Here is a 20,431-nt window from a genome sequence, read left to right as displayed (position 1 = left end):
TTTGACCGCTCGCGCAGGTCGTTTCGGACATAAAAAAACCGCCTCAAGGGCGGCGATCACAGTTGCGCGAGGCGCTTACTGAGGGGCTACGCGGGCCAGCATGGTCAAGCGTTGCTGCTGGCGGGCACGGTGGTCGGTGGAAGCGAATGCGGCGTCGCTCGTCGGCGCGGGAGTTTCCCGGGTAGGTGTGGCGGCAGGAGCGTTGGCGTAGGCAGAGAGATTCCAGGCCATGGCCTTAACGCTCGCTTTGGCGTCGGAGTCCGCGATGGATGTGGCGAAGCCATGCTCCAGCGCTTCATCGGCCGTGAACCACGTTTCTTCCGCCATCCAATCGGAGATCTGCGCCACCTCCTTTCCGGTCTTGGTGGCGTAGGTCTGGGCCAGAGTGCCGTCGATCTTGTCGAGCAAGTCAGCTTCCTTGCGCAGGTCGTTGGCGTTGCCCCACATGCCGGTCCATGCCTTGTGAATCATGAACATGGCCCCCTTGCCCATAATCACTTCCTCGCCGGCCATGGCGATGAACGTGGCCGCAGACGCTGCCAAGCCGTCGATATGCACGATCACCCCGCCCTTGTGATCGCGCAGGGCCTGCTCCATCGCGCGGGCAGCAAACACCGAGCCCCCCGGGCTGTTGATGCGCAGGTGAATCTTCGCGCTGGGGTCGACCGAGTAGACCGCCTTGACGAACGATTCGGGCGCCACACCACCCCACCAGTCGGCCTCATCTTCATTGGAGACAATGTGGTCGTACAGGAAGATCTCTACATCGGCTGAGTCGGCCTTGGCGACCACTTCGAACTTGCGGGCGCTGGCACGGCGGTTGTCCGCATACAGCTTATTGAGTCGGTTTTTCATCTTTTTCCTTCCCGTCGTCTTTGCCAGGGTTACGCAGCAGGCTTGCGTTCGATGGCAGGTTCTCGCGGCGGCGAACCTCGTTGGCGTCCATCCATGGCATCTCGCCGGCCCGGCCCATTGCAATGCGGTAAGCCTCGTAGCGGGTTTTCAGGTCGGCGCGCTCCAGCGCCTCGACCATGTGCTCAAGGAACAGTTGTTCACGCGTGGGCCAGAACTTCCGGTTGAGCTCCTGGCGAATCGGCGTAAGGTGCCGCTGCAGCGTGTAGCGAACGAAGCCGATGCCCTGCTGCTCGATGCCAGTACCGAAGCTGGTCTGTTTGTCGGTGTGGCCAATCATGTGCGGCGGCACGCCCAGAATCCGCGAGATCTCCTCAACGCCGAAAAGGCGTGTCGCCAGGATTTCCGCATCTTTGCTGTTGATGGACAGCTGCGCCGGCTCAAGGCCGCCCGAGAGAATCAATGGCCCGCGGCCGCCGTTCATCGCGCGCGCCATCAAGGAGGCCTTGAGATCGTCTAGCTGCTTTCCCGAAAGCCGGCCCGGGGCCTTGAGCGCATAGTCGATGTTCGCGCCAGAAGCAAAAAAGCGGCTGCTGTGATCCTGGGCGGCAATCGCTGCGCCGATAGCCTCTCGACCCGCGAAGGTGATCGGACTGGGGCTGCGCAAGCCGTCAAAGCCCAGGCTCGGAATGTGCAGCATGTCCGCGCTGTCCAGCGTGTACGACGGCCCGCCGTCCGCAGGGTTCACTCGGTACAACACCTTGTCGCCCTTCTTGAAGGGATCGACGCTCAACGGGTGTAGCGGTTTGAGCGCGAGGATCTTGGAGCTGCGCACGCTCGAGCGCACCAGCTCCGCGAAGCCGTCACCCTCGAACAGCTTCGAACTCATGAGGTATTCCCAGAACGTGAAGGCGGTCCAGACACCGCCCGCGCTCTCGTTCAGCAAGTACCAATATTCGTGGTCCACCTTCTCGCGGCTGGCGCGCTCATAGATGGAGATCGGCAGCGAAGCTATGGCACCCGCCACCAGCGACACCGCGGCATAGACCACAGAAACGCGCATTGCCGCGTCCTTGGTCACCCGCACACCTGCTGCGGAGCGGCTCGACGCACCCAGCAGGCCCGCCAGCTCGGCCATTGTGGTGCCGCCGCTGGTGACCTCGCTCTCACCCAGCGCCAGCAGGCCGGCGCGCTCCGCCGCGCCCTCGCGGCCGGCGATCCAGCCACCCAGCACACGGCTACCGTGCGCCTGTGCGGTCATATTGAAAGTCTGCGTCATCCCAGCTCCATTGAGTAGATAGCCGGGCCGGCCTTCGCCTCCGGGTTCAGCGCCATGAGATACACGGCATCGAAAAGGGCCATCAGCAAATCGATCTTGCCGACGCCGCTGGCCTGCTTGGTGATGGTCACGGCATTGCCCTGCATCACCGTCTTGGCGTTGCCCACACACCAGGCCATCAAGGCGCTGCCGCCGTGGACCAGCTTCTTGGCGGCGACGCGGCGCTCGGCCGTCTTGATCGCGCCGTTCATCTGGTAGCCCTGCGGAATGCCTACCACCTGATCCGGCAGGATCGGGCCCGGCTCGTCGTCGGTGCCGACCAGTGCGTCATAAATGGCGCCCAGGCCCAGGCGGTCAACGCCAACCTTGTCGAGCAAGCCCGTTTCCTCTATTTGCTCCACGATCTGGACCACCTCGTCCACGTCTTGGCCCACCTCATCCACCAGCACCAGGTCTCCGGCCGCGATGAAATCGCGGTACTTCGCTTCCTCGGACTTGCGACGCTCCAGCGCAATCGGGTGGATCCATCCTCGAGACCAGCTGAGCCAACGACCTGTATCGATCTCCCGCCCCACCACCGACAGTCCCAGCAAGTCATCAAGGCCGCCGCCATCAATCCCGACCGTCACCACCTCGCTGCGTTCCAGCAGCTCCTCCAGCGTGGACATAGGGATTGCCGCAGCCTCCCAGAAATCCGCACCCGACCATCGATCGGACCGCAGATTGAGCCCAATCTCCACGTTCAGATGCTTTGCCCAGAACTCCTTGAGCCCGGCCTCGCCTTTTGCTACGGCTTGGCCGTGCAGTTGGCGGATCCGCTCGATGTCCACGGACGCACCCCAGTTCGGGTTGGTCACATGGGCATTGTTCAAATCCTTGTGCGCGCCCTCTTTGAGCATTTCCGTGGGGAACTCATAGATCAGTGGCAGAAACTTGGGATCAACAATTTCTCCATCTCGCACCTGGCGCGCATAGTCGAGCTTGTCTTTGAACACCCCTGCAGGTGGCTCCTCCGACTGCGTTGTGGCGTAAATGACGAAGCCTTCGGGCCGCGATGTCAGCCCGCCCGTGGCCTCCAACAACATGTTGGACGCCCGCCCCTTCTTGCCGAACTCATGCAGCTCATCCACAAAGACGAAGCTGGCCTTCTTGCCAGTGACCGTTGCCTCATCGGCGGCAACCACTTTGAGGAACGCATTGGAATCCTTGTGGGTGACCAGGCGGTGATAGTCCTGAACCCTCAGCATGTCGGCCAGCTCGTCGTCGGCTTTGATGAAAGCGCTGATCGGCTTGTAGCTGTTGTTGGCAACCTCAATGGTCGGGCTGAGGATCAGTAGCTCGGCCTCATCGCGCCAGTTCATCAGCAGCGCCGTCAGCATGATGGCCGCGGCGATCGTGCTCTTGGCGTTCTTCTTGCTGACCATGAAGAAATACTCGTTTATCAGGCGCCGCCCCTCCGGGCTTTCAGCCCCGAAGATGGTTCGAACGAAGTCACGCAGCCAGGGCCGCGCCACCTGACCAATCGTGGGGCGCCCCGTGACATCGGTCAGGATGAAGCTACTGCAGATGGTCCAGGCCTCATCCGCCACATCGGGGAAAAGCGGGGGCGACACGATCAGGCTCTGGCCTGCAACGATGCGTTGCTCCCAGTCCGTGCAAGCGGTTGTCCATTCCATGGCAGTCTCCAGCGATCACGCCAGATGCTGGCTATGTTTTCCCACCCTGCACGGCTGTGAGGGCTGGCGGTTGTCGTCGCCCGAACCGCCCAGTTTTGGCGGCCTCCTTGCGGGCGGTTTCGGCTTCCTTCTTGGCGCTGGCCTCGCCCTTCTTGGGGTGGCAGTAAGGAGCGGCAAGCGTGGCGGCCTGTATGCGCCGACCCTTTTCCTCCGCGGCATCGCGCATGACCTCCAGCAGGAAATCAAGCGGCATGAGATTGGACAGGTCGGCGGGCGGCGCAGGCGGCGCAGGCGGCGCAGGCGGCTCTTTTCCAAACGGCCAATTGGGCGGCGCGGCCTCGGTCTTAAACCCATCCGCGTCAACTGCGGGCGGCGCCGATCTCTTCGCGTACTTCCTCGCCTCAACGGGCGTTGCCGGCGCCGCGGGAGCTGCCGGGGTCTTCTTTGGGCGGCCAGCACCAGGCCGCGACCCACCTCTTGCCATGGCTCACCTCTTTGAATCTTTGATTTCTTTGATTTCCACGCACTCCACGAATTCAAAGATGCAGAAACCTATTTAATGACAAAGGGTTACGGCCATTTCTTCAACCAACCGCCCCACCCAAAACAATCAAACAGAGGGCTTTTTTGTACGCGTGAGGAACAGTGCGGTATCCGGGAAAAGGGCCTTCAGCCTTTGACCCGCCCCCTCCCCTCAATGGCCCTCGACCCCACGACCGATGGCCCAGAAGCGCGCGAGACGGCCTCAGGCGAGGCGCGCGACCGGGGCCGTACCCATCGCGCCCCCGCCGACGCCGCGCGCGTCCTGGCCCCTCTCATCGCCTCAACCTCATTCCGCTAAGCCCTCTCCGTACTTTTGCGCTTACACGGTGTAAGGCTTAGAGGGTGTAAGGCGGCGGCTGCCTTTGCCCTTGGGGTACGGCAGGCAGGCCTTGACGCGAACGCTCAGCCGCCTCGCGCGCCGTCTTCTCGACGTGGCAGCCACGCTTGCAGCCCTCGGCGTCGTAGGTGACGCACAGGCACTGCCTGTTCTCGTCGGCGTCTTCGCCCCCCTGCCAGAGCGGCACGATGTGATCCAGCTCGAAGGGCCGCGCCGTGCCGGGCGTGATGTCGACCAGCTCGCCGCAGCATGCGCACTTCGGCCCATCACGCAACCAGACGCGCAGCCGGGCATCCTGTCGGGCTCGACCACGAGCGCGGCCAGTAGCCCCAAGGCGTGGGGCCTGCCGTAGTTTGCGGGCACCGACCATCTGCACGCGCGTGGGGGCCGCAGGGATGCGGGGGCGGTGACTCATTGCAACCTTCCATAGCAGTGCACCAGATACGGCCGGAAGCTTCCCGCATAGATCGGATGGACAGCGCGAAACCGAAGGACGAATGTGTCGATGGTGCCGCGCACCTTGAGGTTGGGGCGCAACGGCCAGTGCTGGCAGACAACCTCGCCGCGCTCCGCGTCGATGGAAACGACTCGACGCAGGCGCTCCCCGGTGTCCATGCAGATCACATCGGTGGTTCTTGCATCAATCTTGGCCATTTGCTGCACCCTGCAAGAAAGTCAACCGCGCGGAAAGGCACGCCTCCGCCTGAACGCGCGCCGAGTTGACCGGCACCAACTCGGCCCGAAGTTCAGCGACATCTTTTGCCAGCGCCTTGACTTGCAGTTTCAGTTTGTGGGCGGGGGCTTGGCGCTTTGGCATCTCAACTCCTAAACGGAAGTCCCACGTCTGCGAGACGGAGTGGTGAAGCGGCCTCCGGGAATCGAACCAGGCTCTGCAGCTTGGAAGGCTGCTACCCGACCGATAGGCCAAGGCCGCGAAAATCGGTTGCCCCATCGGACTACGCCCCAGAGGGACGCTGAGGCTTGCCGTTCGCTGTCCAGCTCCACAGCTTGCGGAGAGACTGACCCTGCGCGCCACTCCCGAAGCGCGCTCCCCGGCTGGCTCGGGGCAAAAAGAAAAGCCCGCAGGGAGTGAACCTTGCGGGCTTGGGATGTTCGGGCGCGCCTCCCCATCGCTGACATGTCGATCCAGGCTCGCCGCCTGGGGACTGGTACGGGGTGATTGCGGCGGTTTGGTTGCGCCTGCGCTCTAGGGACGCATTGTATTCTAACTCTGCCCGGATGCAAATTTTTTCAGCGCCTTCATGCGCTTGAGGACTGCAGCCGTGCCAGCGCGCGAGGCATCAACCTCGGCCGCGATGTGCTCCGAGATCCGCAGACCGTCTGCGCCGTGCGGCACATCCCGGGTGCCGAATCCATGGCAGACCTTGCAGGTCTTTCCCTTGGCCAGATTCGTTCCGCCGCAGGTCTGACACCGGCGATCGCACCACCAGAGCAGCACATCGACCAGCTTGCTGCGCGCATCCTCTATGCCCAGCGCCAGCACCCATGGCCTGAAACCGGCGTGCCGGTCCATGAGCTTGCGAAACGCGGGCAGCTTCTCCAGGATCTCCCGACGCTGCTGCTGGTGCCACAGTGCAGCCGAAGCACGAGCGCCCGCGATATCCAGCGACTCCGTGACCCGCTCGCCGCGGCGGTCTTTGGTCTTTTTCACAAGGCGAGGCATCTGCTCGGCCACGCGCTCAATGTCAGCGTCGGTCAGCGCGCGCGGCTTGAGCCGGGCATCCCATTCGGACATCAATTGGTACACCAGGCGGCCCAGCTTGGCGGGCTGGATGCCGCTGGAGATCAGGTAATCCGCATCGGTGCGGGTGTCGACATTCACGGAAAGGTCGCGGCTGTTGCTGGCGCTGGCGAGGCGCTCGGCGAGCGTGGGCTTGGTCGGGGCTTCGACGGTCATTCGATCTGGACTCACTGGGGATTGGATTTACGCTCTTGGCGCTCGCGCAGCGTCGGGCGCACCTGTTCCGCGACTTCGCGACAATGTTCCTCGCTGCCGAAGGCGATGGGCACATAGTCCATGCGACGATCGTCCGCAAAGGCTTGGCGGTTCTCAACCAACATGTCCTCGATGGGCTCGATGTGCAAAGCGCATTGGCTTTGGCTCCAGAGGAGCGCGTAATGAGTGGTCTGCTTTTTCTCAGTAGTCATCCGGATACCTCTTAGGTTTGCCGCGCAGGAGCGCGTTCTCAGGGTTGGAAAGGGATTCAGTGGATTCGGACCACCGCTGGTATTTGCCGTCGAAGTGCAGTGCCATTTCGCCCTGCCCCACATCGCGGCCTTTGATGGCAGCCAAGCCCTTGATGGATGCCTCATCAATCGCGCCTTTGCGATGGTCCCACAGCGCCAGCACGATGTCAGCATCCTCTTCAATGGCGCCGCATTCCTTCAGATCGGCGAGCGTCGGGCGCGGGTTGGTGCGCTTTTCCACGTCGCGATTGAGCTGGGACAGCAGGACGATAGTGATGCCGAGCTGGCCAGCGAGTTGCTTCAAGCCACGGGTGATCTCCTGCAATTGGACGCGGCGATCCTGGCGCTCGTTCGAGCCTTGCATCAGTTGCAGGTAATCCACCACCAGGAACTTCACGCCGTGCTTGCGCACCACCTTTCGCGCCTTGGCGCAGAGCTGCACCAGCGTCGCACCGGGGCAGTAGTCCAGGTAAAAAGGCAGGTCGCGCAAGTACTCCATGGCTTCCGGCACACGGGAAAACTCGTCGGCGCTCAGCTTTCCGGTCTTCAGGCCTCGCAGCGGCACCCGGCCCAGATTGGCCACCGTGCGGCGCATCAGCTCCTTCTGCGTCATTTCCATGCCGATGAAGGCGGAAGGCCAGCCGCTACGCGCTTGATTCAGCGCCAGCTGCTGCGCGAATGACGACTTGCCCACCGATGGCCGCGCCGCAAGCACAACCAGGCCGCCGTCGTACCAGCCGCCGGCCAAGACTTCATTAAGGCGCGGGATGCCAGTTTCGCGGCCCAGCTCGACCTTCCCGTCTGCCATATCTTGGAGCTCGTCCAAAAACTCCACCGCGAAAGACTCCACCGGCAGCGGATCGGAATCCACGCGCTCATCCAGCACCAGCTCGAACCGCCCCACGGCGCGTGCCAAGCGCTGCTCAATCGTCAGATCAAGGGCATCCACGTCGCCCAGGGCCTGCCGCGCAGCGACTGCCAAGCGCCGGTGCGCAGCAGCACTGGCAACGATCTCAGCGTGGACCTTGAGCCCATGCATGGACCCGCACGCCAGCGCGATCTGGTTGATGTACCTGGGCTCCACGCGCCCTTCGAGCCTCTTCATCACCACGATGGCGTCGACATCCTCGCCCGCCAGGATTGCCGCCTCTGCAGCGCTCCAGATTTCTTGATGCTGACGGTCGAGGAAGCTGCCCGCCTTGAGAATCCCGGCGATCAGGTCATAAGCCACGGCACCGAGGCCCACCACCCCGCCAAGGACGCTTTGCTCAGCCTGGAGGGTGATCTGCTCGCCCAAGTCGACCTCATCGACTCCGTAAAACTCTGGGGCGTTCAAGAGCACTCCTCCGCGCGGCTGCCGGGCCAGTTGCACACCAGCTGCTTTGCGCCTTCACGCAGGCGGTCGTAGGTGCGATCGCCAAGGATGGGCTTCATGTCCGATGCTTTCAGGTTGGAGAGAACCACCGTGGGGCGACCCAGCTTGTAGCGCAGGTCGATCACGTCGAAGAGTTGCACGCGCTCGGCGTCGGTGCTGAATCCCACGCCGACTTCGTCCAGCACCAGCAGGCCGGCGCGGCCCAGGCGCTCGATCACATCGCCCTCCGCCTCTTCCGCCCCCTCGCCGCGGGAGCCCCAGCTTGCGCGCAGCATGCGCACGATTTCGCGAGCGCTGAAAATCGCGGCCGCCGTGTCACGCTCGTGGATGAAATGCCGCACCATCGCGCTGCCAAGATGGGTCTTTCCGGTGCCTGGTTGGCCGATGATCCACAGGTTGCGGCTGTCCTCGAGGCCGACAGACTCGGCGAAGGCTTGGCAAGCTTCCAGCACTGCGCGCTGGCTGTCGATTTGCGCCACAAAGGTGTCAAAGCCAGCGCGCAGCATGCGCCCCTCAAGACCGCTTTCTGCCATGCGCCGCTCTGTCACGGCCTGCCTGTGACGACGCGCGTCGTCCTGCTGGGCCTGGGCGTCCAGCGCCAGCAGCTCAGCCTCGATGCATGCCCAGCACCGGGTCCACTTGCCGGACTTGGCATGCAGGCGCGAGCGAAACTCGCCATGGATCTCGCAGATCTGCAGACGGTTTTCAGACGGGTTGTCCATCAAAACCCCCCTGCATCGGCGTAGTAGTCCGCGGTGAAGCCGGTGTGCTTGCCCTGGGTCTGCCCGCCCTGCCGCGAGTGCTGGCGCTGGCGCTGGCCGGCAGCGTGCTGGCACGTTGCCTTCAGGTACTCCCGAGCGTCTGCCGGCTGGGCGGTCACGGCGGCGGCTATGGCGTCCCGGACGATCTCTTGGCCGTAGTCCTTGACCAGCTTGCCCATGAAAGTCCGAGTCTGCGACGTCGGGCATCCTCCCTGCTCCAGCACAGAGACGGCCGCCCGCCAAAGCTCGGCCTTGGCCATCTCCTCCGGGGTCTTCTCCTTGGTAGGCTTGGCAGGATCGGCGAGAGGCGGGAACGCAGGAGGGGCCGGTGGCGCATCGCCGCCGTCCGTAGCGTTAGCTACGGAATGAATTAAATATCCCTGTCCCTGTCCCTGTCCCTGTCCCTGTCCCTGTCTTAGCCGTGACTCGTCCGTATCTGTCACGCCGTTTTCGCTGACCTGTCCGCGTGACAGGTCACGCTGGTTTTGACCTTCGAAGCCTTCGCCCAATGGGGGCAGGCTCGTCACAAGCCGGCGCAGTTCTGTGGTGGTGATATTCCATGGAGGGGTCTGGCCTGCATCGCGCAGCTGATCGAACATCTTTTCGCGGTCTTCGCGCTCGCGGCGCTTGCGTTCGCTCTCATGGTCGGCGCGGGTCTTGCGCTCCATTTTTGATTTCCAGCTCTCCACGGCTTTCTCCGCAACAACGGGGTGGTAAAGGCGTCCGTCGCTGCACTTGACCCATCCTCGCAAGGCACCAGCGCGCACACCCTTCCATGCCTTGTCAATCTTTCCGCGCAGCTGATAGCCTGCGACCTTGGCAATCCACATGTCGTCATCCGGTATCGATGCAGCTGGCACCTGATGCCAGGAGGCCGCCCATAGGAGCACGGCGGCCCAACAGGCTTCAGGCGTCTCGATCGCGGCAAGGTCCGAATCGCGCAGGCGCCCAACATCCAGGGGCATAAATGCGAAGTCCTGGAGGTTGCATTCCGCCGGCGTCATCGGTTCGGGCAACTCGCTCATGCAGGCTCCCTTGTGCCCGGCGTCGCGTGCTTTGCGCTTCGGATGGCGCGGATCAGCGCCTCGGCATGGACTGGCCAGACCGTAACGCATTCATGACCATCGTCAGGGAGCGCCTGCATGATTACGATGGCCCCGTCTGCTCTGACGTAGACCTCAATTTCATCTTGTTGTTGAACTGCTATTGCCATGTGTCCACCACTGAAAAGGAAGGGCACCACAAGAAGAAAGCCAACGGCCGGCAGGTGGTGGAAACTGCTTTTCGGGAGCTACCCGGGCCGTTGGCAAAACGTGCTGCAGGCGTGCGCATGGCGCGGCAGGCAGCGATAAGGGATCAGGAGACGGCAGCGGCCATCCGGGGCTTTCCAGCGGCATTCACGGCGCGCGCGGCCTGGCGCAGCTTGCGCAGCACGTCCTCGGCCTCGGCTATCTCGCGCTCGATCTGCGCCAGCTCGTTGTCGGAGATCACACCGTCCTGCATTGCATCGATCACGGCACTGGTGATGTGAGAGGTCTCCAGAACCAGCTTGGACACCTTGGCCACGGGGCTGGCAGCGCCAGCGCCTGGGTCGTGCAAAGGCTCAAAGCGCCCCCCGCATTCATGGGCGACATAGGCGGCGTAGTCGTAGCAGTGGGGCGTTCCGGCCTCGCATGCCATCGCAGCGATCGCTAGGGCATCGATGGCGCCAAGCTTGTGAGAAGCACCCCCTGCGATTTCCTTGCGCAGGACTTCGTCGGTCTTGCCAAGTCGAATAGCCACGACAGCGCGGCCACCGGGAACGTGATCTGCGCCGCGGCGCAATGCGTCAAGAGCGCTCATGTCCGGCTCCTCAAAAGTTGGACGTGGACGGAAAAGAGGGGAAGGCCGAACATCGAGGCCATGAACACACCAACACGCCCCACCACTGCCGCCGTCCACGAATCCGTCAGGACCGCCGTTTCCACCAACAGAGACCCGGAGACCGGTGCGCAAACGCAACTGCTCACAACCAGCCGGCTGCGGATGGACTGGGAGCATGGGGAGTTGCGAGTGCGCTTCGGGTGCAGCCGCGTCGCATTGGATGGGAGTCGCACAGAGCGAAGCGCTCGGCGGCCGAATCGGGCGTGAGGCGAGGCCATGGGTCAGGCCTCCTGGGTAGTGGCCAGCGCCAGCTCGGGCACAGCTTCGGGTCGATTAGCGCTGAGCATTGCCCGTCGCTCATCTGTAATCCACGGGTTGTCGCGCTCTACCGAAGCGGGGATGCCACGCCCTTTCCAGTTCTGGACACGCTGAACGCCTCCGCCCTTGATCGGAAAGCCAAGGCGCGCAGCCAATTTCGTTGCCCCGCCAAAACGCCCGATGAGTTGTGTGTCTGGATGCATGGCGAAATTAAACACCATGTTTAAACAAAAGTCAAACGTCACGTTTAACAACGCTTTGTTTAGTAATCAGAAAATTTCGACCATGCACCCCTCCATCGAAAGGCTCTATCAGGCCGCTAAGCAAATCCGAGACATCACCGGCCAATCCGCAGTGGCTCGCCTGTTAAATGAATCGCCTCAGACGGTGAAAAATTGGGAGACCAGGGGCGTATCGAGATCCGGCGCATTGACGGCTGAGGCAACCCTAGGGGTCCGTGCCGCTTGGCTTCTGGCTGGCGATGGAGAAATGCTTACTAGGAGCACGGCTCCCGCTGTGATCGAGGCACATGCGCCCGCCTGTCCTGAAGACTCGGTGCGCATCCCGCTGCTGGCCAATGGCGGCAGCATGGGTCCAGGCAACGATGTGCTGGACGTGGATTACGTGGTCGGCGACCTGACTCTCTCATCGCACTGGATCAACCAGCAGATCAGGCCAGCCAACATCCAGGAACTCCGCTTCATGCATGCCCATGGTGAGTCCATGGCGCCAACATTCAGCGATGGCGATGTGCTCTTGGTAGATGCAGGCGCGCGCGACCCGTCAAGCATGGAAGGCATCTATGTTTTGGAGGTGCATAGCAAGACGTACATCAAACGCGTCCGCATGCGCATGGATGGCTCGCTGGAGGTCAGCAGCGACAACGCAAACATCAAGACGGTGGATGTGCTTAATGGCGACCATGAGGTGCGCGTGATCGGCCGCGTGGTCTGGGCTTGGAACGGGCGGAAGCTGTGAGCATCAATCGCGTAGCCGGCGCCGTGGGTGCGGTCGATGGTGTTTTGATAGAAGAACGTACAGGGAGCGTCATGCACGAAGACAATGAACTGGATGCTTATCGCAGCAGCTACATCAAAGTTGCACAAGCTGCGGTCAAGGCGATAGAGGCATGCCCAGCGGCCATTTCAAGCGGAACGCCAGCAGGCGATTCCGCAACAGTAGCCCTATTGGAGCTAGCGGCCGCACTGGAGGAATCAAAGGCCACGATTTTGAAGGCGCTCAGCCATGGGTAGCGGGCTAATTGACGCGTCAGGATTTAGAAAATTTCTAACCCAGCTGCTGCCATCTGACGTGCAGCCGCCAGACGAGAAAAGCCTTTCTGGCGATAATGAGCGCATGTCAAGCATTACACGCGAAGAAATCAACGCCAAGCTCGAAGCAACCGAAGCGCGGATGGACGCGCGTTTCTCTGGCATGTCTGCAAAGCTGGATACAGCCTTGGCGGAGATGCGCGCCGATCGCGAGGCAAACACCATCCGGTTTGCCGCCATGGCCAAGGACATTGGCGACATCAAGGGCGATCTGAAAACCGTTGCCGCAGACTCTAAAGCGCAGTTTAAAACCGTCATCGGTAATGTGTGGGGGGCATCGATTGCGACCATAACTGTGGTCGGGGCGACTCTGGCGATCGCCATATCGTCATTTGACTCGGGACGCGAAACTTCCAAGAACATCGCCGAGGCAACGGTCCGCATGGAAAAATTGCAAGCCCAGCTCGAAGCGCAGGCAAGCAAAGTGACCACCCCCCCAGCCAAGTAAGCAACGCACCTCCCCCACCAAGCCACCTTCGGGTGGCTTTTTTGCGTCTGTCCGCAGACGAGCCGCCGCCGTTCATGCAGTTCCACGCGCCCAAATTAAACAAAATGTTTGACATTTGTTTAAACATTGCGTTTAATTCATCCCATCGCAGCAAAACAGCGAACGACCCCGGCCAGAGATACGACAGCCGGTAAGCCCAACAGGATGCAGAGGGCGGGTCGAGGGCAGCTCAACACATCGAGCCGACCACGCGAGGTTGCTGCAGGTAGGTGCCGACAGAGGCGCCCGTACCTCAACAAGTTGGAGTGAACGATGCCGAATACAGCGGCCCGCCAGGGCCACACCGCAGCAAAGCGCAGCACTGCCGCCAGGAGTGCTGCGCCAGCCATCGCCCCCGCGCACTTCCTTGCGCATGGCCGCCTCCATCGGGCCATCGTCTCGCTGCCGCAGCATATGTGCCCAAGCGACGAACCACTGCATGAGCGCATCGTGTTTTTCGATGTCCCATCACCTGGCAACGCGGGGTTGTACCTGGTCACGCTTCTTGCTGCCGCGTGGAACGTAGATGCTGAAGACTGGCGGGAAAACGGCCTCGTTTACAACGTGCGCCCAGCCCGGGACCTGTTCGAGGAAGGAATGAGCGCCGATGAGAACGCCCGCCTGTTTGAGATGGGCTGGGACGGGCCGCAGGGTGTTAGCTATGCAGAGCCACGCCGCGTCGATCTGTTCGTCGCGCCAGCGCTGAAAGCGCGACTGCAAGCGACCATCGACCACTTGGCGCGCGAAGGACTCGCAGCATGAACATCGAAGCCTTCATTACCGCTGGTCAGGCGAAGACCGTAAGCATGGACAGCGCGATGCTCGCCGCGGCCGGGAAACGCGCCCAGCTCGCCATGCAATGGGGGCTCGCGGCCAACTACTTCGACCAGACCGCCGAGGCCTTGCCGCGCGACCCGCACACCGACGCCGAAACCATCCAGGCCCAGGCCCACCGCCGCAGCGCCGCCACTTGCCGCGCCCTGGTCGGCACCGCCGCGCGCAATCGGCTGCTGCGCGACTGCCCCGAGTACGGCGCCATTGAGCGCGCCGCCGTCAAAGAGCACCCCCGCGAATGGCGGGAATGGAGGAATTCATGAACCAACTCGCTTGCCTTTTCCGTCTCGCAGCGATGCGCCGCCGTGCTGGCGCTGGCATCCGGCAATCCCTGTCCTGGGCCGTGGATCTGTTGTGGCGCGACCACCAAGCAGGCAAGCGGCGCCAGCATATCGAACGCCGCGCAGAGGTTGAGCGCGCCGCGCGCCAACGCCTGTGATGACAGCCAAAACCAATTACTAAAACGTTTTATTTAGCCCCCGAACAACACCATCGAGACACTGAAGCCATGGAACTAGGAATCACAGGCGCCGAGACCGCCGATCAATCAACTGGTGCCGGGCTTTTTGGATCCTTGCTGCTACGAGGATGGAGCGTCATCACTCTTCATCACACCCTCCAATCGATTGAAGGCAGCACGCACTTTTTCTCTGCTGAAAAGCTCCAGTGCAAAGTCATCACCCATAGTCTTAAGAACAGACAGGAGATTGGAGGATTGGGACTTTATGGCGGCAGGAGCTTTCGCCCACGTAGTGGGTTGATCGTCAGGCACGAGCGTCAAATTCCCTTGTTTCAAGCCGCGTTCTATCAAGCCAGGAATCTGGGTCAAGCCAAGGATGGAGTGCTCCATCATGTCGAGCATGATTTCGCGCTCTTGAGCTTTGATGCTCATTGCAGCGCCAGCCAAAGAAGGCTTCGCGGCCAGTTTCTCGGGATCCACCAAGTCCACCAATTGCGCTGCAAGCAACTTGGCTCCAAGCCCGTCATTTCTCTCTTTATGGGCAGTCAAGCGCGCAAGCTCAAGATCCTTGTACAGGGACTTGAGAGCTTCGCCTTCGGGCGCCTCCAAGCTGCCTTGCAACCGCCCAACGATCTCCGCATTGAGGCTCTTCGATGTCTCGTCCGCAGCGGAACCAAGCTTTTGGTGCAGGTCCTTCGGGATGCGCAGTGTTATGCGGGTGTAGCGATCATCGTCATTCATAGCCGCAATTTTCCACCAAAACAGTGTCACTGGCTATTGACACCAAAACAGTGTCGAGCCCAAAATACTTCAACGACACCAAAACAGTGTCTAAAGGATTGAACCATGAGCGAGCCGATCACGCAACAGATCAGGATCACCTTGAGACTGCCGCAGCACATTCAGGAGCAGGCCAAGCAAAGGGCCGACACGCAGCACATCAGCTTGAACAGCTTCATCGTGCGTGCAGTCGAGCGCGCCATGGCTCAAAAACCCATGCAGCAATGAGCGCGATAAATGTCGCTGCACAGACATTCCAGTAACGCAAACGCGCCTCTTGTGTGTGTCGCAATTTTTCCTAAATCAGCCAACAGTCAGCCCCAGAGAAAGGAACTCGCAATGAGCCTCGCCACCCTCGCCGAGATCGGCATAAAGGCACTGCGCCTGCAGGAAGCCACGGACAAAAAGCGCTCTGCCCGCGCAACGCTGCTCGAAGCCTACGCGGCATATCGCCAGCGTCACGGCGACGGCTCGTACTTCGCCAAGGAAAGCGATCGTTATGCCCAGATGCTGGCAGCGACGTCTCGCGAGCATTCGATGTTATGCAGTGCGAAGTACGACCTGGCTGCCGCGAGTCGCAGCCTGGAACGAGCCTGCAAACGCGCCCAGAAGGAACTGAAAGCCGGCGCATCTGCGGAAGCTGCAGTCCGCCGCATCATGGAGAAAGCAGCATGAGCAACATCACCCCGTTTTTCTTCAAGGGCCACAACGTCACCGTTATTTCCGACGACGATGGCAGCCTGCACTTTGTAGCAATGGAGCTCGCTGAAGTTCTCGACTACTCTGATGCTGAAGCCCTCACGCGCCGCTTGGACGACGACGAGAAGCAAAACCGACAAATCGTAGGTTTTGGAAATCGCGGAGTCACCATCATCAGCGAGTCTGGTTTGTACGCCGCCATTCTCGGCAGCACCAAGCCTGAAGCCAAGCCATTTCAGAAGTGGGTTCGCAGCGAGGTGCTTCCCAGCATCCGCAAGACCGGCGGCTACAGCATGGCGGTGTCTGCCTCTGAAAAGATGCAAAGCCGAAGTGGGCTGCCTGAGTTCCGCCGAGCCCGTGCGCTGGATCTGGCGACTAAAACGGCTGAACGCATCGTGGCTCAGTTCCCGAACTTGAGCGAACAATCGCGGCAAACCGTCTTTGCCAAGGTCATCAACCCAGTTGCAGGCACGGAAATCCTGGCGCTGCCTCATGTCGAGCACAAAACCTACTCGGCAGAGAAGGTGGGGGAGAAGCTCGGCATCAGCGGCAACATGGTTGGTCGCATCGCCAACGCGCACGGCTTGAAAACCGATGAGTACGGCAGGTATCAGCTCGACAAGTCCCGGCACTCATCCAAACAGGTCGAAGCGTTCGTCTACAACGACATGGGCGTCGAGGCAATCAAGCGTCACCTGGGTGCCGAAACGTCAAATCTTGCGCCTAAACGCCAGCAGCCGGGGAAGCCTTTCGTTGGTCTGCCTGCACGCCAGCCCCAACCTCAGGAGGTACTGCTGTGATCCACGCACATCAATCATTGGAGCGCGTCATTTACCGCAAGCGACCTGCCAGAGGCAAAGTGACCTCTGAAAAAGCAGCACCTAAATATATCGAATTCGTCATATTTAAGCCCCCCGCATCGAACCTCGACAGCCTAGGATAAATGCCATGCACTCAGCGACAGCACCACCCGAAAGAAAAAAGGCCAGCAGCCTAAGCCGCTAGCCCCTTATCCGAAGTCCCGAAGCAGGTGAGAGCGCTTTGGGACCTCTAGACCCACCCACATCAAAAGGATCAGATCCATGCCTGAGGTTAGCACGCGCCCACACGCTGGCGCAACAAAAGCCCGCAACACCCAATCCGTCCCGACACAGGGAGCAGCGCCTATCGCGGCCGAGCACACCAGTCTCAGCCAGATCACCCTCTACCTGCGCCCCAAAGGCGCCCGTTTCCACGAAGGCCCGATCAGCCGCGCCTATGAAGCGGGCTTTGAGTCGCTACCAGGTCGATTTGTCGCCGGACTGGTCTCTCGGGACACCGGGGAAACCATCGCGACGTTGACCCCAGATGGAAATGGGCTGAACCACCCTGTTCGAGAGATTAAGCTGAGCATTGATCCCGAATCCTGCGCCATTGAATGGCAGGCCGGAACCCGCTTGGCAAGGGTCGCCGGTGAGTACGCGATCTTGATCGGAGCCAAGGTATGCGACGGCTTCGGCAAAACCCTCTCTCCTGACGGGCTGGGCGCGATTGGGAGCCACATCGACAAAGTGATCAATCGCCGCCGCGCCGAGGCCCGGAAAGCTCGAAAGATCAAATTGCCCAGCGGTGAACTTCGGGAGCTGGGCGAGCTGTCCTTTCAACATGCGGTGGTCAGAGAAGCAGGGTCCCGCAAGAGCGTTTGGCGATCGGTGGATTTCGACTGCCAGCCAATGCCGTACTACCAAGGCTATGTACGCGGGGTTGAGATGGCCGAAGAAGTCATCGCTTATTACAAGAAGCACAAAGAACCAGACCTGCATATCGAGCACGTTCTGGAGGCGGCATTCCGTGCGAAAACCGAGAAACGATCTTGCGAAGGCGATTCCAAGAACGGCCAGGCGCAAGGGTTCTTGACGGTGATGGCTGTATTGATACGCGTGGGCGCTGGCAACATCAACCCAAAATGGATTGCGCAACAGAAGGAGAGAGCAGTCGCGAGCCATGAGTCGATGGAGGCGTACGGCCGGCTCAAAAAGGCTGAGTTTGTCGCCCGGATGCGTGCCGCGCGCGAAGCAAAGAAGACGCGAGGTGCAGCATGAGCGACGTTCTCGAAAAGAATGGCACCGCCACCAGCGCCAGCATTCAAGTAGACGCGACCCACGTCGCAAAACAGCATGAGGACATCGATCGTCATGTCGCAGTCATTGCAAAGCAGGTCGACCTCCTGATCGAGCCCATCATGACCGCTTGGCCCATGCCCGGCAGTTTCCCCGGACAAGATCAGCTGGTGGAGGCAGATGATCTGCTGTCGCACCTGGTCGACCCCGCCACGGAATGGGACCAGGATCGGCCAAAGCCATCGGCGGGCGAGCTCATAGCCGAGGTTCAGGGGTGGCTCGAGCAGGCAATCGAAGCAATCGATACTCGCGATGCGCTTGAAGGGCACGACGCGCGCCGCCTTCTGACCCGCGAGGCATTGACCAGGACAAAAGCAGCAAGCTTCCGGTGCATCGACTCGCATGCACGCGTCGAACGTGAAGCGGCCAAAGAGTTTGTCAGGGGCGCAGCACCTTCAGCACCTGCAGCGCCCGCCGAGACGCCAGACGCTGCCGATCAGCTGATTGCGCAGCATGCCAAGGTGTTTGGCGGTATCGCCCTGCAAGCAAGCATCCTGCTGCGCTTGGTCGACGGCGCATGCGCATCCACCGATTCCGGCGAACTGATGGGCGCCATGGATGCAATCCGCATCATCGTTGCGTCCATCGGCAGCCTTGCCGACGGCTTCAACGGCGAGGACCAGCGAGGCAATCAATATGGCTGGCACCTCAGCGAGAACATCAGCGGAGGCGCTCATGAGTAAGAGCAATCCGATCGTGAAGCCGTCCAACCTGCTCAAAGCCGAAACCGTGGCGCTCTGGTACGCCGTGGACTGGATGGCGCTGGTTTTGCAGGAGTGGCGCCGCGATGGCTTCAAGGACGCCCAGGACCAGGCCCAGTACGTCGGCCAGCGCCAGCGCCTGAAGCTGGCCAAGCAGGCGCTGCGCAAGGTGAACCGATTGAGAAAGGAAGGCCTCTGATGGCTGCACGTTTCGTCCGTATTCCGAAGTTCTGCGAAGACACGGGATACACCAAGGATGCGGTGAACACCAAGATTTCACGTGGCGTCTGGATTGAGGGGCGGGAATGGATCCTGGCCCCCGATGGCAATCGAATAATTGATATGGAGGGGTACAACAGATGGGTCGCAAAGCAACATCCGGAGGTGTTAGGCCTAGCGGAAACCGCATAGAAGTGCGGTTCATGTGGCAGGGCAAGCTGGTTGCGCCATCGCTCGACCTGCGCCCTACCGCAGCCAATCTGAAGCACGCGGCCCGCCTGCGCGCGCAGATCGTGGAGGAGATCAAGTACGGCCGGTTTAACTTCGCCGAGCACTTCCCCGACTACAAGAACCTGAAGCGGCACCAGCCAGAAGCCGCCGCCAAGCTGCGCACGCTCAAAGAATGGGCGCTGGTCTGGCAGCGCGTGTCGACGCGCACGCTGGAGCATTCCACGATCGACATCTACATGCGCCACCTCAATGCCTACTGGCTGCCAGCGTTCGGCCAGATGGTGCCGGAGCGCGACGCCATCACGCACGACATGGTGCTCGAGCGTCTGGCCGAGCTGGCCGTGCCTAGGCTGGACATGGAGACCGGAAAGACGAAACGGGCGCTCAGCCGCAAGACGCAGAACAACATCCTGATTCCTCTGCGCGGGGTGTTCGAGTTGATCTGCAGGCCGCCCCGCAAAGTAGTGGACCCCACGGACGGAATCGGCAACCAGAAAATCCAGCGTGCACCGCCGGACCCCTTCGCCCCGGACGAGGTGGAGGTAATCCTGCACGCGATGCTGAAACGAAACGGCCCGGAGTGGGCCGACTACTTCACGTTCTCATTCTTCGCCGGGCTGCGGGCCAGCGAACACATCGCGCTCCGTTGGGAGGATGTGGATCTGCGCTCCAAGACCGTGCTTGTGCGTCGATCGCGGGTGATGACGGTCGACAAGGACCGCACGAAAACCAACGTTGAGCGGACGGTGGAATTGAACGACCGGGCCTTCGCTGTCATCCAGCGCCAGCGCGCCAGGACGGCGATGCGTGGAGCCCAGGTGTTCTTTAACCCGAACACCGGGGAGCCGTTCCACGATGAGCAGTCGCAGCGTCGCGCCTGGACCATGGTGCTGCGCGGCACTGGGGTGCGCCACCGCGCGCCAAAGGAATGCCGCGACACCAGCGTCACCCTTGCCCTGATGGCCGGCGCAAATCCCATGTGGGTTGCGCTGCAGCACGGCCACTCAGTGCAGGTGATGATGCGGGACTATGCGAAGTGGATTCCGGGAGCTGACCGCGGGGCCAATCTGCGAGCGGTGAACGCTGCGATCTCGGGCCCGCCCGATAGCGATATTGGTGTGCAATTGGTGTAGCTCGCGGGCTTCCATCGCACCAAAGGAAAAACCCCTAAGTGAATCAATCACTTAGGGCTTTAAGTCCTGGCGGAAACGGAGGGATTCGAACCCTAGGGGCTGACCATTCCAGACCATCCTAGCCAGAGAGGCGCAGCGGCGTCACATGGCATATTGGTGCTGGAATGGTCCCGTATTGGTGTGGA

General features: G+C 61.4%; 30 protein-coding genes and 1 tRNA gene. 14 read left to right on the top strand and 17 right to left on the bottom strand.

Annotated elements, in window-relative coordinates; all coding sequences use genetic code 11:
• Positions 1–75: 75 nt before the first annotated feature.
• The 16 genes from GVL12_RS22840 to GVL12_RS22770 all read right to left on the bottom strand — a co-directional run bounded on the left by GVL12_RS22840 (position 76) and on the right by GVL12_RS22770 (position 11,457).
• The gene (locus GVL12_RS22840) at positions 76–855 is read right to left on the bottom strand and encodes a head maturation protease, ClpP-related (protein ID WP_159917864.1); all 780 of its coding nucleotides are present in this window, start codon (positions 853–855) and stop codon (positions 76–78) included.
• Positions 836–2,131: a phage portal protein gene (locus tag GVL12_RS22835; RefSeq protein ID WP_159917863.1), complete on the bottom strand. Its 1,296-nt coding sequence runs from the start codon at positions 2,129–2,131 to the stop codon at positions 836–838. Before GVL12_RS22835 ends, GVL12_RS22840 begins: the two co-directional genes overlap by 20 nt.
• Positions 2,128–3,807, bottom strand: coding sequence for a terminase large subunit (locus GVL12_RS22830; RefSeq protein ID WP_159917862.1), 1,680 nt, complete (start codon positions 3,805–3,807; stop codon positions 2,128–2,130). Before GVL12_RS22830 ends, GVL12_RS22835 begins: the two co-directional genes overlap by 4 nt.
• Before the next feature lie 31 nt (positions 3,808–3,838).
• Positions 3,839–4,060 carry a hypothetical protein gene (locus tag GVL12_RS22825; RefSeq protein WP_159917861.1) on the bottom strand — a complete coding sequence of 74 codons (222 nt, stop codon included), beginning with the start codon at positions 4,058–4,060 and terminating at the stop codon, positions 3,839–3,841.
• A gap of 625 nt (positions 4,061–4,685) precedes the next feature.
• A complete protein-coding gene (locus GVL12_RS22820; RefSeq protein WP_200844020.1) occupies positions 4,686–5,102 on the bottom strand; it encodes an HNH endonuclease in 417 nt (138 codons plus the stop codon).
• Positions 5,099–5,341: a hypothetical protein gene (locus tag GVL12_RS22815; RefSeq protein WP_159917860.1), complete on the bottom strand. Its 243-nt coding sequence runs from the start codon at positions 5,339–5,341 to the stop codon at positions 5,099–5,101. The genes GVL12_RS22820 and GVL12_RS22815 overlap by 4 nt, the downstream gene beginning before the upstream one ends.
• Positions 5,328–5,504 carry a hypothetical protein gene (locus GVL12_RS22810; protein ID WP_159917859.1) on the bottom strand — a complete coding sequence of 59 codons (177 nt, stop codon included), beginning with the start codon at positions 5,502–5,504 and terminating at the stop codon, positions 5,328–5,330. The genes GVL12_RS22815 and GVL12_RS22810 overlap by 14 nt, the downstream gene beginning before the upstream one ends.
• Positions 5,505–5,550: 46 nt before the next feature.
• Positions 5,551–5,621, bottom strand: a tRNA-Gly gene (locus tag GVL12_RS22805).
• Between the two features lie 291 nt (positions 5,622–5,912).
• A complete protein-coding gene (locus tag GVL12_RS22800) occupies positions 5,913–6,605 on the bottom strand; it encodes a hypothetical protein (RefSeq protein WP_159917858.1) in 693 nt (230 codons plus the stop codon).
• 11 nt (positions 6,606–6,616) lie between these two features.
• Positions 6,617–6,856: a hypothetical protein gene (locus GVL12_RS22795; protein WP_159917857.1), complete on the bottom strand. Its 240-nt coding sequence runs from the start codon at positions 6,854–6,856 to the stop codon at positions 6,617–6,619.
• Complete coding sequence (locus tag GVL12_RS22790) at positions 6,846–8,231, bottom strand: DnaB-like helicase C-terminal domain-containing protein (protein ID WP_200844019.1); 1,386 nt, start codon at positions 8,229–8,231, stop codon at positions 6,846–6,848. The genes GVL12_RS22795 and GVL12_RS22790 overlap by 11 nt, the downstream gene beginning before the upstream one ends.
• Positions 8,228–8,992, bottom strand: a complete 765-nt coding sequence (locus tag GVL12_RS22785) for an ATP-binding protein (RefSeq protein WP_235033959.1) — start codon at positions 8,990–8,992, stop codon at positions 8,228–8,230. The genes GVL12_RS22790 and GVL12_RS22785 overlap by 4 nt, the downstream gene beginning before the upstream one ends.
• Complete coding sequence (locus GVL12_RS22780; protein WP_159917855.1) at positions 8,992–10,056, bottom strand: DUF1376 domain-containing protein; 1,065 nt, start codon at positions 10,054–10,056, stop codon at positions 8,992–8,994. The genes GVL12_RS22785 and GVL12_RS22780 overlap by 1 nt, the downstream gene beginning before the upstream one ends.
• A complete protein-coding gene (locus GVL12_RS26750) occupies positions 10,053–10,244 on the bottom strand; it encodes a hypothetical protein (RefSeq protein ID WP_235033958.1) in 192 nt (63 codons plus the stop codon). Before GVL12_RS26750 ends, GVL12_RS22780 begins: the two co-directional genes overlap by 4 nt.
• Positions 10,245–10,387: 143 nt before the next feature.
• Positions 10,388–10,873, bottom strand: coding sequence for a phage regulatory CII family protein (locus tag GVL12_RS22775; protein ID WP_159917854.1), 486 nt, complete (start codon positions 10,871–10,873; stop codon positions 10,388–10,390).
• Between the two features lie 302 nt (positions 10,874–11,175).
• Entirely contained in the window at positions 11,176–11,457 is a 282-nt protein-coding gene (locus GVL12_RS22770; protein ID WP_159917853.1) for a hypothetical protein, read from the bottom strand.
• Between GVL12_RS22770 and GVL12_RS22765 the strand changes: the two genes are divergently transcribed.
• The 6 genes from GVL12_RS22765 (at position 11,432) to GVL12_RS22740 (ending at position 14,303) form a co-directional block, all read left to right on the top strand.
• Positions 11,432–12,190, top strand: a complete 759-nt coding sequence (locus GVL12_RS22765) for a S24 family peptidase (protein ID WP_235033957.1) — start codon at positions 11,432–11,434, stop codon at positions 12,188–12,190. The genes GVL12_RS22770 and GVL12_RS22765 overlap by 26 nt on opposite strands.
• Before the next feature lie 71 nt (positions 12,191–12,261).
• Positions 12,262–12,465 carry a hypothetical protein gene (locus tag GVL12_RS22760; protein WP_235033956.1) on the top strand — a complete coding sequence of 68 codons (204 nt, stop codon included), beginning with the start codon at positions 12,262–12,264 and terminating at the stop codon, positions 12,463–12,465.
• A complete protein-coding gene (locus GVL12_RS22755; protein WP_159917850.1) occupies positions 12,458–12,991 on the top strand; it encodes a hypothetical protein in 534 nt (177 codons plus the stop codon). Before GVL12_RS22760 ends, GVL12_RS22755 begins: the two co-directional genes overlap by 8 nt.
• A 312-nt stretch (positions 12,992–13,303) precedes the next feature.
• Entirely contained in the window at positions 13,304–13,792 is a 489-nt protein-coding gene (locus tag GVL12_RS22750) for a hypothetical protein (RefSeq protein WP_159917849.1), read from the top strand.
• Complete coding sequence (locus GVL12_RS22745; protein ID WP_159917848.1) at positions 13,789–14,127, top strand: hypothetical protein; 339 nt, start codon at positions 13,789–13,791, stop codon at positions 14,125–14,127. Before GVL12_RS22750 ends, GVL12_RS22745 begins: the two co-directional genes overlap by 4 nt.
• Entirely contained in the window at positions 14,124–14,303 is a 180-nt protein-coding gene (locus GVL12_RS22740; protein WP_159917847.1) for a hypothetical protein, read from the top strand. Before GVL12_RS22745 ends, GVL12_RS22740 begins: the two co-directional genes overlap by 4 nt.
• A gap of 141 nt (positions 14,304–14,444) precedes the next feature.
• Here the strand turns inward: GVL12_RS22740 and GVL12_RS22735 are convergent, their stop codons facing one another.
• Positions 14,445–15,065 (bottom strand): toxin-antitoxin system HicB family antitoxin, encoded by a 621-nt coding sequence (locus tag GVL12_RS22735; protein ID WP_159917846.1) that lies wholly within the window; start codon positions 15,063–15,065, stop codon positions 14,445–14,447.
• 105 nt (positions 15,066–15,170) lie between these two features.
• Between GVL12_RS22735 and GVL12_RS22730 the strand changes: the two genes are divergently transcribed.
• The 8 genes from GVL12_RS22730 (at position 15,171) to GVL12_RS22695 (ending at position 20,246) form a co-directional block, all read left to right on the top strand.
• Positions 15,171–15,332, top strand: a complete 162-nt coding sequence (locus GVL12_RS22730) for a YlcI/YnfO family protein (protein ID WP_159917845.1) — start codon at positions 15,171–15,173, stop codon at positions 15,330–15,332.
• A 111-nt stretch (positions 15,333–15,443) separates the two neighbouring features.
• Positions 15,444–15,779, top strand: coding sequence for a hypothetical protein (locus GVL12_RS22725; protein WP_159917844.1), 336 nt, complete (start codon positions 15,444–15,446; stop codon positions 15,777–15,779).
• Positions 15,776–16,603 (top strand): BRO family protein, encoded by an 828-nt coding sequence (locus GVL12_RS22720; RefSeq protein ID WP_159917843.1) that lies wholly within the window; start codon positions 15,776–15,778, stop codon positions 16,601–16,603. The genes GVL12_RS22725 and GVL12_RS22720 overlap by 4 nt, the downstream gene beginning before the upstream one ends.
• Before the next feature lie 282 nt (positions 16,604–16,885).
• Positions 16,886–17,884 carry a hypothetical protein gene (locus GVL12_RS22715; RefSeq protein ID WP_159917842.1) on the top strand — a complete coding sequence of 333 codons (999 nt, stop codon included), beginning with the start codon at positions 16,886–16,888 and terminating at the stop codon, positions 17,882–17,884.
• Positions 17,881–18,645 carry a hypothetical protein gene (locus GVL12_RS22710; protein ID WP_159917841.1) on the top strand — a complete coding sequence of 255 codons (765 nt, stop codon included), beginning with the start codon at positions 17,881–17,883 and terminating at the stop codon, positions 18,643–18,645. Before GVL12_RS22715 ends, GVL12_RS22710 begins: the two co-directional genes overlap by 4 nt.
• On the top strand, positions 18,638–18,862 hold the full coding sequence (locus GVL12_RS22705; protein WP_159917840.1) for a hypothetical protein: 225 nt from the start codon (positions 18,638–18,640) through the stop codon (positions 18,860–18,862). Before GVL12_RS22710 ends, GVL12_RS22705 begins: the two co-directional genes overlap by 8 nt.
• Positions 18,862–19,074: an excisionase gene (locus GVL12_RS22700; RefSeq protein WP_159917839.1), complete on the top strand. Its 213-nt coding sequence runs from the start codon at positions 18,862–18,864 to the stop codon at positions 19,072–19,074. Before GVL12_RS22705 ends, GVL12_RS22700 begins: the two co-directional genes overlap by 1 nt.
• A gap of 11 nt (positions 19,075–19,085) precedes the next feature.
• Positions 19,086–20,246, top strand: coding sequence for a site-specific integrase (locus GVL12_RS22695; protein ID WP_200844018.1), 1,161 nt, complete (start codon positions 19,086–19,088; stop codon positions 20,244–20,246).
• Positions 20,247–20,431: the final 185 nt, after the last annotated feature.

Origin of the sequence: Pantoea sp. 18069, assembly GCF_902706035.1 — a bacterium.
Classification (GTDB): Bacteria; Pseudomonadota; Gammaproteobacteria; order Burkholderiales; family Burkholderiaceae_C; genus Comamonas.
The sequence above is the reverse complement of the archived record's forward strand: the minus strand, read 5'-3'. Positions and strand labels throughout refer to the sequence as shown.

Excerpts from the sequence above, each read along its gene's own strand:
- GVL12_RS22840 (WP_159917864.1), bottom strand. The coding sequence starts at position 855 with ATGAAAAACCGACTCAATAAGCTGTATGCGGACAACCGCCGTGCCAGC.
- GVL12_RS22835 (WP_159917863.1), bottom strand. The coding sequence starts at position 2,131 with ATGACGCAGACTTTCAATATGACCGCACAGGCGCACGGTAGCCGTGTG.
- GVL12_RS22830 (WP_159917862.1), bottom strand. The coding sequence starts at position 3,807 with ATGGAATGGACAACCGCTTGCACGGACTGGGAGCAACGCATCGTTGCA.
- GVL12_RS22825 (WP_159917861.1), bottom strand. The coding sequence starts at position 4,060 with ATGCCGCTTGATTTCCTGCTGGAGGTCATGCGCGATGCCGCGGAGGAA.
- GVL12_RS22820 (WP_200844020.1), bottom strand. The coding sequence starts at position 5,102 with ATGAGTCACCGCCCCCGCATCCCTGCGGCCCCCACGCGCGTGCAGATG.
- GVL12_RS22815 (WP_159917860.1), bottom strand. The coding sequence starts at position 5,341 with ATGGCCAAGATTGATGCAAGAACCACCGATGTGATCTGCATGGACACC.
- GVL12_RS22810 (WP_159917859.1), bottom strand. The coding sequence starts at position 5,504 with ATGCCAAAGCGCCAAGCCCCCGCCCACAAACTGAAACTGCAAGTCAAG.
- GVL12_RS22800 (WP_159917858.1), bottom strand. The coding sequence starts at position 6,605 with ATGACCGTCGAAGCCCCGACCAAGCCCACGCTCGCCGAGCGCCTCGCC.
- GVL12_RS22795 (WP_159917857.1), bottom strand. The coding sequence starts at position 6,856 with ATGACTACTGAGAAAAAGCAGACCACTCATTACGCGCTCCTCTGGAGC.
- GVL12_RS22785 (WP_235033959.1), bottom strand. The coding sequence starts at position 8,992 with ATGGACAACCCGTCTGAAAACCGTCTGCAGATCTGCGAGATCCATGGC.
- GVL12_RS22780 (WP_159917855.1), bottom strand. The coding sequence starts at position 10,056 with ATGAGCGAGTTGCCCGAACCGATGACGCCGGCGGAATGCAACCTCCAG.
- GVL12_RS26750 (WP_235033958.1), bottom strand. The coding sequence starts at position 10,244 with ATGGCAATAGCAGTTCAACAACAAGATGAAATTGAGGTCTACGTCAGA.
- GVL12_RS22775 (WP_159917854.1), bottom strand. The coding sequence starts at position 10,873 with ATGAGCGCTCTTGACGCATTGCGCCGCGGCGCAGATCACGTTCCCGGT.
- GVL12_RS22765 (WP_235033957.1), top strand. The coding sequence starts at position 11,432 with ATGTTTAAACAAAAGTCAAACGTCACGTTTAACAACGCTTTGTTTAGT.
- GVL12_RS22760 (WP_235033956.1), top strand. The coding sequence starts at position 12,262 with ATGCACGAAGACAATGAACTGGATGCTTATCGCAGCAGCTACATCAAA.
- GVL12_RS22755 (WP_159917850.1), top strand. The coding sequence starts at position 12,458 with ATGGGTAGCGGGCTAATTGACGCGTCAGGATTTAGAAAATTTCTAACC.
- GVL12_RS22750 (WP_159917849.1), top strand. The coding sequence starts at position 13,304 with ATGCCGAATACAGCGGCCCGCCAGGGCCACACCGCAGCAAAGCGCAGC.
- GVL12_RS22745 (WP_159917848.1), top strand. The coding sequence starts at position 13,789 with ATGAACATCGAAGCCTTCATTACCGCTGGTCAGGCGAAGACCGTAAGC.
- GVL12_RS22740 (WP_159917847.1), top strand. The coding sequence starts at position 14,124 with ATGAACCAACTCGCTTGCCTTTTCCGTCTCGCAGCGATGCGCCGCCGT.
- GVL12_RS22735 (WP_159917846.1), bottom strand. The coding sequence starts at position 15,065 with ATGAATGACGATGATCGCTACACCCGCATAACACTGCGCATCCCGAAG.
- GVL12_RS22730 (WP_159917845.1), top strand. The coding sequence starts at position 15,171 with ATGAGCGAGCCGATCACGCAACAGATCAGGATCACCTTGAGACTGCCG.
- GVL12_RS22725 (WP_159917844.1), top strand. The coding sequence starts at position 15,444 with ATGAGCCTCGCCACCCTCGCCGAGATCGGCATAAAGGCACTGCGCCTG.
- GVL12_RS22720 (WP_159917843.1), top strand. The coding sequence starts at position 15,776 with ATGAGCAACATCACCCCGTTTTTCTTCAAGGGCCACAACGTCACCGTT.
- GVL12_RS22715 (WP_159917842.1), top strand. The coding sequence starts at position 16,886 with ATGCCTGAGGTTAGCACGCGCCCACACGCTGGCGCAACAAAAGCCCGC.
- GVL12_RS22710 (WP_159917841.1), top strand. The coding sequence starts at position 17,881 with ATGAGCGACGTTCTCGAAAAGAATGGCACCGCCACCAGCGCCAGCATT.
- GVL12_RS22705 (WP_159917840.1), top strand. The coding sequence starts at position 18,638 with ATGAGTAAGAGCAATCCGATCGTGAAGCCGTCCAACCTGCTCAAAGCC.
- GVL12_RS22700 (WP_159917839.1), top strand. The coding sequence starts at position 18,862 with ATGGCTGCACGTTTCGTCCGTATTCCGAAGTTCTGCGAAGACACGGGA.
- GVL12_RS22695 (WP_200844018.1), top strand. The coding sequence starts at position 19,086 with ATGTGGCAGGGCAAGCTGGTTGCGCCATCGCTCGACCTGCGCCCTACC.